General features: G+C 42.0%; 13 protein-coding genes, 1 tRNA gene and 1 pseudogene. 8 read left to right on the top strand and 7 right to left on the bottom strand.

Features of this window, described 5'->3' with window-relative positions:
* The first annotated feature begins 11 nt into the window (after positions 1-11).
* Both gyrB and VL121_RS10575 read left to right on the top strand, forming a co-directional pair.
* Complete coding sequence (gene gyrB / locus VL121_RS10580; RefSeq protein ID WP_325404987.1) at positions 12-1,994, top strand: DNA topoisomerase (ATP-hydrolyzing) subunit B; 1,983 nt, start codon at positions 12-14, stop codon at positions 1,992-1,994.
* 107 nt (positions 1,995-2,101) lie between these two features.
* Positions 2,102-2,308, top strand: a complete 207-nt coding sequence (locus VL121_RS10575) for a hypothetical protein (RefSeq protein ID WP_325404985.1) — start codon at positions 2,102-2,104, stop codon at positions 2,306-2,308.
* Positions 2,309-2,474: 166 nt separating this feature from the next.
* Here VL121_RS10575 and porT read toward each other — a convergent pair whose 3' ends face one another.
* The 3 genes from porT to VL121_RS10560 form a co-directional block, all read right to left on the bottom strand.
* Positions 2,475-3,218: a type IX secretion/gliding motility protein PorT/SprT gene (porT, locus tag VL121_RS10570; protein WP_325404983.1), complete on the bottom strand. Its 744-nt coding sequence runs from the start codon at positions 3,216-3,218 to the stop codon at positions 2,475-2,477.
* Complete coding sequence (gene ubiE / locus VL121_RS10565; protein ID WP_325404981.1) at positions 3,191-3,934, bottom strand: bifunctional demethylmenaquinone methyltransferase/2-methoxy-6-polyprenyl-1,4-benzoquinol methylase UbiE; 744 nt, start codon at positions 3,932-3,934, stop codon at positions 3,191-3,193. Before ubiE ends, porT begins: the two co-directional genes overlap by 28 nt.
* A gap of 196 nt (positions 3,935-4,130) precedes the next feature.
* Positions 4,131-4,736 carry a DNA-3-methyladenine glycosylase gene (locus VL121_RS10560; protein ID WP_325404979.1) on the bottom strand — a complete coding sequence of 202 codons (606 nt, stop codon included), beginning with the start codon at positions 4,734-4,736 and terminating at the stop codon, positions 4,131-4,133.
* Positions 4,737-4,833: 97 nt separating this feature from the next.
* Between VL121_RS10560 and VL121_RS10555 the strand changes: the two genes are divergently transcribed.
* Both VL121_RS10555 and VL121_RS10550 read left to right on the top strand, forming a co-directional pair.
* Entirely contained in the window at positions 4,834-5,595 is a 762-nt protein-coding gene (locus tag VL121_RS10555) for an EI24 domain-containing protein (protein WP_325404977.1), read from the top strand.
* 67 nt (positions 5,596-5,662) lie between these two features.
* Positions 5,663-6,382: an SAM-dependent methyltransferase gene (locus tag VL121_RS10550; RefSeq protein WP_325404976.1), complete on the top strand. Its 720-nt coding sequence runs from the start codon at positions 5,663-5,665 to the stop codon at positions 6,380-6,382.
* 11 nt (positions 6,383-6,393) lie between these two features.
* Here VL121_RS10550 and VL121_RS10545 read toward each other — a convergent pair whose 3' ends face one another.
* Positions 6,394-6,786 carry a hypothetical protein gene (locus tag VL121_RS10545; RefSeq protein WP_325404974.1) on the bottom strand — a complete coding sequence of 131 codons (393 nt, stop codon included), beginning with the start codon at positions 6,784-6,786 and terminating at the stop codon, positions 6,394-6,396.
* A 139-nt stretch (positions 6,787-6,925) separates the two neighbouring features.
* On the opposite strand from VL121_RS10545, the gene bshA reads away from it, so the two are divergent.
* From bshA to VL121_RS10525, 4 genes are all read left to right on the top strand, one after another.
* A complete protein-coding gene (gene bshA, locus VL121_RS10540; RefSeq protein WP_325404972.1) occupies positions 6,926-8,092 on the top strand; it encodes an N-acetyl-alpha-D-glucosaminyl L-malate synthase BshA in 1,167 nt (388 codons plus the stop codon).
* A gap of 45 nt (positions 8,093-8,137) precedes the next feature.
* Positions 8,138-8,911, top strand: a complete 774-nt coding sequence (locus VL121_RS10535; RefSeq protein ID WP_325404970.1) for a TatD family hydrolase — start codon at positions 8,138-8,140, stop codon at positions 8,909-8,911.
* A gap of 8 nt (positions 8,912-8,919) precedes the next feature.
* Entirely contained in the window at positions 8,920-9,957 is a 1,038-nt protein-coding gene (locus tag VL121_RS10530) for an asparaginase (RefSeq protein ID WP_325404968.1), read from the top strand.
* Between the two features lie 60 nt (positions 9,958-10,017).
* Positions 10,018-10,104: transfer RNA gene (locus VL121_RS10525), tRNA-Ser, on the top strand.
* Between the two features lie 166 nt (positions 10,105-10,270).
* Here the strand turns inward: VL121_RS10525 and VL121_RS10520 are convergent.
* The 3 genes and pseudogenes from VL121_RS10520 to VL121_RS10510 all read right to left on the bottom strand — a co-directional run.
* Positions 10,271-11,146, bottom strand: a complete 876-nt coding sequence (locus tag VL121_RS10520) for an alpha/beta fold hydrolase (protein ID WP_325404966.1) — start codon at positions 11,144-11,146, stop codon at positions 10,271-10,273.
* 567 nt (positions 11,147-11,713) lie between these two features.
* Positions 11,714-12,217 carry a hypothetical protein gene (locus VL121_RS10515; protein ID WP_325404964.1) on the bottom strand — a complete coding sequence of 168 codons (504 nt, stop codon included), beginning with the start codon at positions 12,215-12,217 and terminating at the stop codon, positions 11,714-11,716.
* Between the two features lie 9 nt (positions 12,218-12,226).
* Positions 12,227-12,738, bottom strand: a pseudogene (locus VL121_RS10510) (TOTE conflict system archaeo-eukaryotic primase domain-containing protein); the annotation flags it as partial.
* Between the last annotated feature and the right edge of the window lie 17 nt (positions 12,739-12,755).

Here is a 12,755-nt window from a genome sequence, read left to right as displayed (position 1 = left end):
CGGAAAGATTTATGAGCAATGAAACACAGGCTTTGGCCACCCCCTCTCCTATAACCGGATATGGTGCAGACAGTATACAGATTCTTGAAGGTTTAGAAGCAGTTCGCAAACGCCCAGCGATGTATATCGGTGACATCAGCACCAAGGGCTTACACCATTTAGTATACGAGGTAGTAGATAATTCCATTGACGAAGCTTTGGCAGGCTACTGTAAAAACATAACCGTTACCATATATGAAGATAATTCTGTAAGTGTTGAAGACGATGGCAGGGGTATACCTACGGGAATGCATACCAAAGAAAAGCGCAGCGCGCTTGAAGTGGTAATGACCGTATTGCATGCCGGGGGCAAATTTGACAAGAACACCTATAAGGTCTCTGGCGGATTACATGGTGTAGGGGTAAGCTGTGTAAATGCCCTGAGTTCCGTTATGCACGTTACGGTATGCCGCGAAGGAAAGGTTTTTGAGCAGGAATATCATACCGGTATACCTCAATACCCCGTACGCGAAATTGGCACAACAGATAAAACCGGCACCCTGGTCCGTTTTTGGCCGGATCAGTCCATCTTTATCGTATCTGTTTATAATAAAGATATCCTGGAAGGCCGTTTGCGGGAACTGGCTTTTCTTAATAAGGGTTTGAACATTATTCTTAACGACTTACGTGAAAAGGATGATAGTGGCAATACCTATACCAAAAAGTTTTATAGTGAAGGTGGTATTGCAGAATTTGTTGAAATGCTGGATAAGAATGCCAACCGCCAGCCGCTGCTGCCCAGTGTTATTTACGGCGAAGCGCTTGAACCGGTAAGTAATGTGTCGGTAGAGGTAGCCATGGTTTACAATACCGGTTTTCATGAACATATTTTTAGTTATGTAAATAATATCAATACCATTGAAGGTGGCACGCACGTAGCAGGTTTTCGCCGTTCTATTACCCGTGTCTTTAAAGCCTATGGAGAAAAGCAGGGCATGTTTGAAAAAGCCAAGGTAGAAATTGAAGGGGATGATTTTAGGGAAGGGCTGAGCGCTGTTATTTCCGTAAAGGTTCCCGAGCCGCAGTTTGAAGGGCAAACCAAAACCAAATTGGGTAACAATGAGGTAATGGGCGTAGTGGATACCACTTTAAGCAGGGTATTGGAAAGTTACTTAGAAGAAAATCCGAAAGACGCTAAAATTATTATTTCCAAAGTAATACTGGCAGCGCAGGCCCGTGCAGCGGCAAGAAAAGCCAGGGAGCTGGTTCAGCGTAAAAGTGTATTAACGGGTGGCGGACTGCCCGGTAAATTAGCCGATTGCTCGGACCGCGACCCCGAAAAATGTGAACTCTTCCTGGTGGAAGGAGATTCCGCAGGGGGAACAGCCAAGCAGGGCCGCGACAGGCGCTTTCAGGCCATCCTGCCTTTGAGAGGAAAAATACTGAACGTGGAAAAGGCAATGGAACATAAGATTTATGATAACGAGGAAATCCGCAATATGTTTACCGCCCTGGGCGTAAAAATAGGCACGCCGGAAGACCCCAAAGCGCTGGATATATCCAAACTCCGCTATCATAAGCTTATTATTATGACTGATGCTGATGTAGACGGCAGCCATATTGCTACCCTGATCCTTACCTTTATTTTCCGGTATATGAAGGAACTGGTAGAGCAGGGCTATGTATATCTTGCCATGCCTCCGCTTTACTTAGTTAAAAAAGGTAAAGAATCGGCATATGCATGGACAGAGGAGCAACGCAAAGCATGGGTAGCGAAGATAGGCGGAGGTAAAGAGGAGAGTGTAAATGTGCAGCGCTATAAAGGTTTGGGTGAAATGAATGCGGAACAATTATGGCAAACCACTATGAATGCCGAAACCCGCACATTAAAAAGAGTAACCATTGAGAGCGCGGCTGAAGCAGATCGTGTATTTAGCATGTTAATGGGCGATGAAGTGGCGCCAAGAAGAGAGTTCATTGAGTCGCATGCCAAATATGCGAATCTTGATATATAGAGAACTTTAGCATTTATGGATGGTGAAATGTTATTATCTTAGAACAATAATTACTTGTTCATCCATAGAATAAATCATTACTTTACTAACCATCAAATGTATTATTTATGTCAGACAGCGCAGCTTTAACCGCATATAACGTAAAAACAAAAGAAAGAAACGTTCCTATTCAGGATGCCGTTATCACAAAAACTTCTAAAGGAGCCTACATGGCCCAGGGTCATGATGGCAAGGGAAACAAACTTACTACATTGCTGGGTGAAGCCAAAGCCTTAGCCGCTATTAAAGCGGGCACAGCCAAACAGGGCTGGTAATGCTGGCGCCGGGTTAATTGCCCTGTATAGTTGTTGTATCGTTCCCAGAGGTGAAAAGAGGAAAGTGAAATATTTTTTTCACCTTTATACCCGTCCGAAGGGCACTTTACACAGCATGATACGGCATATCAGGATTAACCAAGCATTAGCTTCAACAACGGTTTGCCTAAAGCAGGCCCCCTCCTTCAAAATGCAGTGAAAATAAGATCATCCTGGAATTCAGTTTGTCTATAACATTGGAGTATTTGAGCGAGGGGTCTTTGGCATGTACATTGCTAAGCCCGTTGCTTATTTTTATTTCGGGCGATACAATCACATATTTATTAAAGAATTGAAAACCGATCCCGGCTTCTACGCCAAAGTCGGTTTTTTTAACCTTCAGCAGGTTTTCCGAGTTGGAAGTACCGGAGTTGGACGCCAGGTCATAATCAAACTTTATTCCTGCAAGCGTATACACCCGGAAGTTTCCGATACGGTCGCTTTTTAGCCTTACCTGCAAAGGCCAGCTCATTACTATAGATTCTACTTTTTGTGTTTTTTGCAGGGTATTTTCACCAAGGTCGGGATACTGCAGATCATAACGGAATTTCTTTTCGCTGAAAATAAGGTTCAACGGGTAAAACCGGATATCCCACCGTTTCGACAACTGCAGGTTAGCCATGATCCCCAAATGGATACGCCCGCTGTTTAATCCATTTACGCCCTGTATACTATCCTGGTTCAGGAAAGATGAGGCATGCGAAATATGGTAATGCGAAGTGTTATAGCCAAGCACTATACCAAAATAATACGGCTTATCATCGTGATTGGGAAGATTGATATTACCACGAAGCTGTGCAAAAGAAGACGTAACAAAACCAGATGCAATAATAACCGTTACTATTATTTTACACCGCAATAAATACTGCAAATACCCAGGCTTAATTTTTTGCATGATGTGTTTCGGAATCCAACGTTGTTTAAAATATCCACAAATGCTTTTCCTTCCGGGAACCCCTGCACCGATTTATTCAGATACTGATAAGCCTTCCTGTTGTTTGAAACAAGGGAAGCCATCTGCGGCGCTACGATTCCTACGTACCAATTGTAAAGTTGTGCTATGCCTGTTATTTTAGGTTTTGAAAATTCTAATATTACTAATTTGCCACCCGGTTTCAACACTCTTTTTATCTCTTCCAGCCCCTGCTCCAGGTGCTCAAAATTCCGAACACCAAAGGCTACAGTTACCGCATCAAACGAACCCGTAGGAAAGTTTATTGCTTCACTATCACCGCTTTGTAATTGAATATGCTGTTCCAGTCCTAACTTTAACACTTTCTCTTTTCCTATCTCCAGCATCTTCTCCGATATGTCAATACCTATTATGCTATCAGGCTTAAGCAATTCATATGCCATGATAGCAATATCACCCGTTCCGGTAGCAACGTCTAATACAATTTTAGGCTTTTCTTCTGCCAATTGCTTTAAGGCTTTTTTACGCCAGCCGGTATCTATACCCGCGGAAAGGAACCGGTTCATAAAATCGTAGCGAAACGCAATCCGGTTAAACATTTCAGCCACCTGCTGCTTTTTTGTTAACTCAGATTCTTTATATGGAACTATGCTATCATGGTCAAACTTCGTCATCCGGGCAGCAAAAGTAAAACAATAATCAGATGAATGCGGATTTATGCTGCAGGCATCGTTGAATTGAGCCTAATCTTAACGTGAATTTTGGATGTTCGGAAAGGAAAATCAGTTTGTTATTATATTTTAATATAACACTATGTGTACCTATCAGCCTATTGTGCCTATGTGTTGAAAATGAGTATCGAAACAGCAGTCAATGTCTTCTTCCGCTTACGTATATATTATTCCTGATAAAAAACCGGTAGGGCAGTAAGGCGTCTTCTCCGGCGTAATCTACTCCAATGCGCGGGGTGGCCATAATATCTTTTTGCTGAAGTACAAACCCGTCATCGGCAATAAAAACCATGTTATCCATAAGGCTTATGCCGCTATGCCGGGTAAGGATACCGAGGGCTTTGGATACATTGCCCGGGCCGGAGGTTAAAGTGCGGTCTGCCTTTTGCTTCCCTGTTCTTTGCAGCATAATATTGATGCCCTGTAATGGCTCTATGGCTCTTATTAATATGGCGTGCGGCGTATTTTTAATATTGGTAACCACATTAAACAAATGGTGGATACCATAACATAAGTACACATACCCGCTGCCTGCATCATTAAACATTACCTCTGTACGTGTGGTTCGCCTGCCATTATAGGCGTGTGAAGCACGGTCTGTTACGCCTTTATAAGCCTCCGTTTCAACAATCCTCCCCGATGTTAATCCGTCTTCCCAATCTGTAACCAGTACTTTGCCCAGTAATTCCCTGGCAATTTTCACTACATCCGGGCGATTGTAAAAATTATAATCCAGTTTCTTCATCTCCGGAAATTAAGCAAAAGAATTTCATTAAGTTTGACCATTGGGATCACCCCCATTTACTGAGGCAAGTTTATTAAAATTGTTTAAAATAATCCATTTGCTTAAAGAGATCATAATAGCTGTTCAGTCTTATTTTAAAGCGCACCAGTTTATTCGTAAACACCACCTGTGGAAATGGATCATTATACCAGGGTTAATTTATGCGGTATTGTTCGTGGTGGGTATGTATTTTTTTGGCAAAAGTGCCACGCATGTTATTGAATTGCTGAGCATTGAAACCGGGTTAAAAGCATGGGTAGATAAAATGCAAAGCAGCCTGCTGGGCTTTTTCTTTGCATTGGGCGGTGTAATGCTATGGCTCATACTCATTATGCTGTATTTTTCATGGTTCAAATACATATGGCTGATTGTGGGCTCGCCTTTATTTGGTTACCTCAGTGAAAAAACAGAATCCATTATTGAAGGAAAAGACTATCCTTTCAGTTTTCCGCAGTTAATGAAGGATATGGTGCGGGGTATAAAACTGGCCATGCGCAATGTTTTGTGGCAAACCGTATATACTTTTACCCTGCTTATCATTTCTTTTGTGCCTATAGTGGGCTGGATAACCCCGCTGGTTGTTTTAATGATAGAATGCTATTATTATGGATTTTCTATGCTGGATTACAGTTGCGAACGGCAAAAGCTGTCTCCGGGGCAAAGTATTGAGTTTATAGGCAAGCATAAAGGCCTTGCTATTGGTAACGGACTGATATTTTACCTGATGCATGGATTAATTGGGATTGGCTGGGTGCTGGCTCCCTCCTATGCCGTAATAGCAGCAACGCTTAGCCTGTATCATCCAAAAGAAGGAGACTAATAACTTTTAGGATTTGAAGGTTCTTTCGTATTTCAAATCTTAAGTTTCAAATTTCAAATCCAAAGCAATGATTATATCCTCCACGAGTAATGGAACCGTTTATTTAATTCCTTCGGTAATTGATGAGCAGGGGCTGGCTGCTATACCTGCCTATATTGTTGACGCGGTAAAGCATTGCTCCGTTTTTTTTGTTGAGAATGAAAGAACCGCCCGCCGCTATTTAAAAAGTATCTGGAAAGAGATGGTGATTGACGATTACGAATGGCATACTATTCATAAGGCAGAGGTAACTGTACGGGCAGTTTTTATAGCGGCGTTAAAACATAATAAAACGGTAGGCATTATTAGTGAGGCCGGATGTCCGGGTATTGCCGATCCCGGGCAAATTTTAGTTGAAGCCGCTCAGGCTGCCGGCGCATGGGTAAAACCGCTGGTAGGCCCCAGTTCGATTATTTTAGCGCTGATGGCCTGTGGTATGAATGGACAACATTTCAGGTTTGTTGGCTATTTGCCTATAGACAATGCAGCAAGAGCGAAAGCGGTAAAAGCCATCGAAAACGAAGCGGTTTCAAAACATTGTACGCAAATATTTATTGAAACACCCTACCGGAACAACCTGTTGCTCGACACCCTGCTTAAAACCTGCAGCCCCCTTACCCGGTTATGTATAGCCGTTTCCCTTACTGCCCCGGAAGAGTATATTAAAACAAGAACTATTGCCGGATGGAAAAAAGATAAACCCGATCTGCATAAAAAACCGGCAATCTTTATTCTGGGTGAAAATTAATTAAGCGGAAATTAGCGTACAATATTACCATTTCTTGGGTCTTTCATCGCTACAATACTATCTACAACATACCGGCTAAATCCACGCCAGGGAAGCGCTCCTTTATATTCCTTATAATACAGGTCGAATACCATTCCTGAGTTGGCCATTAATGTTTTCGCTACTTTTTCATTGGTTACCGAAAACTCAAAGTCGTAGGATTGTATGGTATTTGGTGAAAGGGAACGGATACCTGACTGGATGAGCTTTCCTTCATAGGTTTTAAATACATATCCCTTTTTAACGCAATAATTCAATTCACCCGACTTCACTCCTTCTCCCAGAACAAAATAATAACGTACATAAATAAATATGGACAATACAACTACTATAAGCAACAATAAAATGCGAAGGAATTTTTTCATAAATGGTGTTTGAAACAACAATTTAGTAAATGTAGCTGAATTACTAAGATAGGAGATTACTATAAATTCACTTTTGTTAGCCTGTTGATAGCAAGCGAGAATAATTACCTTCGCTTAACCTTTACCATAAAACAAACACATGAATATAGGAATTGTTTGCTACCCTACTTTTGGCGGAAGCGGTGTTTTAGCTACCGAACTGGGCATGGCGCTTGCAGATAAGGATCACAATGTACATTTTATAACCTATCGCCAGCCTGTACGGCTTACCGGCTTCAGGGCCAATATGTTTTATCACGAAGTAAGAGTTCCCACCTATCCTTTGTTCGATTATCCTCCCTATGAATCGGCATTGGCCAGCACTTTGGTTGACGTAGTAAAAAATAACAAACTCGATCTTTTACATGTGCACTATGCTATTCCGCATGCCTCTGCCGCCTATATGGCCAAGCAGATTCTTCAAAAAGAAAATAAATATGTGCCGGTAATTACCACCCTGCATGGCACGGATATTACGCTGGTAGGCCGCGATAAAACCTATGCGCCTGTGGTGGCCTTCTCCATCAATCAAAGCGATGCCATAACAGCGGTATCGGAAAACCTGAAAGAAGAAACCTACCGCACGTTTAAAATTGAAAAGGATATAGAAGTGATATACAACTTCGTGGATGTACAACGCTTCAGCAAAAAACCGATTGACGCGTTTCGTAAAGTAATTGCGCCCAATAATGAGCGTATTATATTACATGCTTCCAATTTCAGGAAAATAAAACGTATAGATGATGTTATCCGCATATTTAAAAAACTGAACGATGTTATCCCGTCTAAGTTATTACTGGTAGGTGATGGTCCGGAAAGGCCTATGGCGGAAGCTTTGTGCAGGGAATTAAGTTTATGCGATGAAATACGCTTTGTGGGCAAGCAGCAGGACATGGAGGAAATTTTTGCCATAGCCGACCTGTTTTTACTGCCGTCAGAATATGAGAGCTTTGGACTTTCGGCCCTGGAAGCCATGGCCGGCGGGGCGCCAGTGGTATCTACCAATGTAGGCGGTTTACCCGAAATTATAACGCCCGGGGAGAATGGTTTTATGGGTAATGTGGGCGATACGGATCAAATGGCACTGTATGCTATAGATATTTTAAAAGACGAAAATACCTTTAAGCGCTTTAAGGTTAATGCAAAAAAACAGGCGGAAAACTTTGATATCGCCCGTATTGTACCGCAGTATGAACATTTGTATGAGAGGCTGTATGAAGGATTTTGCAAAGACCAGCACAAAAAAAATGAAGTAATTGAAGGATAAGGTTGCCGGGCGCTTAACCTTAAAGCGGTGTTTTAAAGAGAAGCCATGACCATCATTGATACACATTGCCACTTATACACAGCAGAATTTGAAAAGGATATTGAGCAGGTAATTGCGAATGCGCAGCAGGAAGGTGTTCAGCAATTCTTTCTTCCCAATATAGATGGTTCTTCTATTGACGCTATGCTGGAGTTGGAAGCAAAATACCCCGGTGTTTGTACAGCCATGATAGGATTGCATCCCTGTTCAGTTAAAGAAAATTACGAAGAGGAGTTGCAAACAGTAGAAAACTGGTTGCAAAAAAGGAGCTTTGCGGCCGTTGGTGAAATAGGACTTGATTTTTACTGGGACCGGACTTTTGAAACAGAACAGTATGAAGCATTCCGGCGGCAAATAGCGTTAGCGCTGCAATATCAGTTACCCATTGTAATACATACAAGAGAGGCTATGCAGTCCTGTATAGATGTGGTAGCAGCATATGCAGGCAGCGGATTGAAAGGAATTTTTCACTGCTTTGGCGGAAGTTTGGAAGAAGCAGAGCAAATTATAGCCCTTGGTTTTTACCTGGGTATTGGTGGGGTGCTTACCTATAAAAAATCGGGATTGCCGGAAGTGTTAAAGCATATCAGCCTTGATCATATGGTGCTGGAAACCGATTCGCCCTACCTGGCGCCCGTACCCAAACGCGGCAAAAGAAATGAAAGCGCTTACTTAAAATACATTATAGCGGCATTGGCGGAAATCAAAAGCACTTCTCCCGAAGAAATTGCGGGGATCACCACCGCAAATGCTACATTCGTTTTTCAAAATAAGGGTTAAATATGTCCATGGCTTCTTCACCCGGCGCAAAACTATTCATCATTTATACCGGAGGCACTATTGGAATGGCTTTTGACGATGCTACGGGTGCATTGGTTCCTATGGGTTTTCGCGAAATAAAATACCATATACCGGAGATTGCCAAGCTGGGGTATACATTTGATATGCATGCTTTTCATCCCCCGATAGACTCCTCCAATATGTCGCCTGAAATTTGGATAGAACTGGCGAACATTATTCATACCCATTATGCGAACTATGACGGGTTTATTATACTGCACGGTTCGGATACGATGGCTTTTACGGCATCGGCCTTAAGTTTTATGCTCGAAAACCTCGCCAAGCCCGTTATACTTACCGGCTCACAGCTACCCATGGGTGAAATACGTACCGATGCCAAGGAGAATATTATTACCACCATGGAAATTGCTGCCGCCAAAAAAAACGGTAAGGCCCGGGTACCTGAAGTTTGTATTTATTTCGACTACTACCTGTTCAGGGGAAACCGCACCAAAAAGTATAATACAGAAACATTTGAAGCCTTTCATTCGTTCAATTATCCCTCATTAGCTGAAGCGGGTATAGATATTAAATATAGTGATCAACTCATATTAAAATACCCACAGGAACCTTTTCGGATCAATACCCGGTTAAACGCTGATATAGCGGTACTCAAAATGTTCCCGGGCATTACACCGCATACTGTAAACGCCGTTTTGCAAACGCGGCAGCTGAAAGCCGTTATTCTGGAAACCTTTGGTAATGGCAATACCATTACAGCGCCGTGGTTTATAGATGCGCTGAAACAGGCCGTTCAGGAGGGTATTATTGTGTTAGACAGAACGCAGTGTGATGGCGGCTCGGTAGAATTAGGGCGATATGCAACCAGCGCGCATCTTCTGGAAATAGGGGTTGTTAGTGCGCATGATATGACTTTTGAGGCAGCGGTTACCAAACTGATGGTATTATTGGGACAGGAGCTGACCGTAGAAAAAGTAAAGCAGTTACTGGGAACTTCTTTAAAAGGGGAGCTAACGGAAAAATAAATGTATTCATCCTTCAGGCCAATAGCTAATAATGCTATTTTTGCAGTCCTTCAAAAAAAAGGAGAGGTGTCCGAGTGGTTGAAGGAGCACGCCTGGAAAGTGTGTATACGGGAAACTGTATCGCGGGTTCGAATCCCGCCCTCTCCGCAAGATGATAAAAAGCGCTGATTTCCGGCGCTTTTTATTTGATAGTGACAAAGCGAAATCGAACACTTCTACTTTACCTCAATTATTCGTTTTGCCCATTTTATTCTATGAGTACTCTTGCTAACAATAATATTCGGCTCGAACGGGCAAAATCCGATTACATGGATTACTGTAAAAAACTATCCAAATAACCGAATATTGTTTGCGTTTGCTTCATCAAGCTTACATGCCCCTGCGAAGGGACAACGGCCAACTGCGATTTGGGCAATGCTCCAAAATCAGCACATACAGCACCTCCCAGTAATTGATACGTTTTTATCAACTCAACTTTATCCAGCCCATCATTATCACCCGCGATCAGTAATACGGGAGAAGTAATCTTCGCGATGTTGTTTTCACCCATGTTGTATGGTTCGCCGGCTAAAGCAATCATCTGTTCCACGAACTTTGTCCATTTTGTTTTGTCGGGCGCTACCGCATCGTATGCGGCTTGCATAGGAGTGTTCGTAAAAAGTTCAGGCTTCATACTTTTAAACGCATTATTTACTTCGGGCATCCAACCACTACTTTTATAAGCAGAAGAAATGATCACTAATTTTCTTAGCCGTTTAGGGCTTTGTATGGCCAACTGGTAAGCTACAGAGCCCCCAAAACTATAGCCTGCTACATCAGCACTGTCAATTTTCAGGTAATTCATTACTCCTTCCACATCACTTGCTAAAGTAACACGCGATAATTTTCTATCTGAAAACGGGGTATGCCCATGTCCTTGCAATTCAATGGCAATTACTTTTCTTGTTTTTGACAATTCAGGAATTAACTGGCCCCAGTTCGTCTCAATGGTCATATAAGCGCCATGTAGTAAAATGATAGGCTTACCTTCGCCATATACTTCGTAATAAACTTTGATACCATTGACAGGTGCGTAGCCACTGCCGATAGGTTTACCTTGTTGTCCATTGGATTGAGATGCTGTACCCATAATAATTGCAATTAGTAGTATTGTTTTAATAAGATTATGCGTTTTGAATAAATTTTCCATAACGGTTTAAATTAGTTTTAAACTTATTGACATTATAAAAATAGGGTTCATTTCAGGATTTGACAGCGTGTAAAAGCGACAACATAGAGGGTGAATTGTGACAAAATATCACCATTATACAGGAAAAAGAACTTATGCGATTTCAAGGCTGTTTAAAAAAATTGAAAAGCGTATCAGGTGATCAACTATAGTCCCTCTCTCCGCAAGCCGGTAAATGGCCGCGCAATAGCGGGGCATTTTTGTTTTTGAACAAATGAAGTAAAAGAGTCGTTTCTTAGCCGGCAAACAACTAAAAAATGTAAATTCATGAATTAAAATTAAAGCTATCATAATAAAATGTCAGAAGGTCAAAAGCGAATATTACGATCAGAATATAACTTATTCTTTTTTAATTCATACGAACTTTCCATCCGATATATGGAAAAGGTACTGTAAGGGAAATTAACTTTTCAGAATCGCACAATTAAAAGAGTATACTGCCGGATCAGTTGGGAGGAAATGGCGGGTTTAAACCGGATTATCCCATGAATTATTAAAAAAACCGCCCCCACCCCGATACAGGAGTTGTTAAATCATCCTTTCCGCTAACATATCTTTCCAAATGTGAAATTGATCCGTGCCTTCCAGCAAAAAGACAAAAGAAAATGGCTGCAGCACAAACCGGATTTTTACTAAGTGTCCGGCATGATTATCGGCCAGATAGCGAAGATGCCGGTGATGTTTGAACCGGGCATGTTTCAGCATGTTTTCCAAAAGCGCTTCTCCTGATTCGTATAAAGGGTGCTTTGTTTGAAGCTGCTGGTTCCAATCATTTTTGTTATCGGGATTCGCCGGGTTAAACAGGGGCTTAGTAACAAACTGAAAACGAACGCCTTCAATAATCTGCCTGTCTATTCTTTTAATATCTTCTGAGGTTGCTAATTGAGAAACCAATTGCTCATTTTCTAGCTCTGCAGTGATTTCTCCCTGGTGAATAAATATGAGTTTTCCATCATTGTATTTCCGGAAGGGTGTTGCTACACTTGCTTTTTGAATCCCTGAAAGAAAATACCACTGATCAGGAAATGGCATTAACGTCTGCGGATCAATAAAACAGCTATTTCCCTGATCTAAAGCAGGCTTGTGTAACGGTAATGCTATCAGGTTTCCGAGGCCTTTGCCGGAGCGTATATCCTGGTTAGGGAATAGCCTGTCAAAGCTTGAATTCTTATCAAATGCGGAAACAATACCTGATTCAGTTAAAAGGGATAAAATAATTTTTCTGCTTTAAAGTCTGCAGCAATAAACCATGAGGTATTATTATGCAATAACGGGTATAATCCTATGAGCTGTTCGCCGTTCAAATGTTTTGCAAGCTGGTCATCTGTGAATGGCAGATAGGTTTTATCAGTATAGGTCTGGAAAGTACCGCCTTTCATTTTATGCGCCCTGTACCGGTACGGGTCATAAAAATAGGCCGGCATATAACCGCTTGTAGCTCCCCCGCCTGACGGACGGGCAGGCTTTTCCCAACGCAGCGCAAATACATCTTCACGGCCTTTAAAGAGAGAACGGAACAGGTGGAGTTTTTTATCAATGTTTGGGTCTGACAAATCAATCCTGTATTTAT

It is taken from the genome of Agriterribacter sp. (genome assembly GCF_035497235.1).
Lineage (GTDB): Bacteria > Bacteroidota > Bacteroidia > Chitinophagales > Chitinophagaceae > Agriterribacter.
The sequence above is the reverse complement of the archived record's forward strand: the minus strand, read 5'-3'. Positions and strand labels throughout refer to the sequence as shown.

What these genes read in the sequence shown, in the direction of transcription:
- VL121_RS10535 (WP_325404970.1), top strand. Translation starts at nt 8,138, where the DNA reads ATGACCATCATTGATACACATTGCCACTTATACACAGCAGAATTTGAA.
- VL121_RS10575 (WP_325404985.1), top strand. Translation starts at nt 2,102, where the DNA reads ATGTCAGACAGCGCAGCTTTAACCGCATATAACGTAAAAACAAAAGAA.
- bshA (WP_325404972.1), top strand. Translation starts at nt 6,926, where the DNA reads ATGAATATAGGAATTGTTTGCTACCCTACTTTTGGCGGAAGCGGTGTT.
- VL121_RS10545 (WP_325404974.1), bottom strand. Translation starts at nt 6,786, where the DNA reads ATGAAAAAATTCCTTCGCATTTTATTGTTGCTTATAGTAGTTGTATTG.
- VL121_RS10515 (WP_325404964.1), bottom strand. Translation starts at nt 12,217, where the DNA reads ATGCCATTTCCTGATCAGTGGTATTTTCTTTCAGGGATTCAAAAAGCA.
- VL121_RS10560 (WP_325404979.1), bottom strand. Translation starts at nt 4,736, where the DNA reads ATGAAGAAACTGGATTATAATTTTTACAATCGCCCGGATGTAGTGAAA.
- gyrB (WP_325404987.1), top strand. Translation starts at nt 12, where the DNA reads ATGAGCAATGAAACACAGGCTTTGGCCACCCCCTCTCCTATAACCGGA.
- VL121_RS10550 (WP_325404976.1), top strand. Translation starts at nt 5,663, where the DNA reads ATGATTATATCCTCCACGAGTAATGGAACCGTTTATTTAATTCCTTCG.
- VL121_RS10530 (WP_325404968.1), top strand. Translation starts at nt 8,920, where the DNA reads ATGGCTTCTTCACCCGGCGCAAAACTATTCATCATTTATACCGGAGGC.
- VL121_RS10520 (WP_325404966.1), bottom strand. Translation starts at nt 11,146, where the DNA reads ATGGAAAATTTATTCAAAACGCATAATCTTATTAAAACAATACTACTA.
- ubiE (WP_325404981.1), bottom strand. Translation starts at nt 3,934, where the DNA reads ATGACGAAGTTTGACCATGATAGCATAGTTCCATATAAAGAATCTGAG.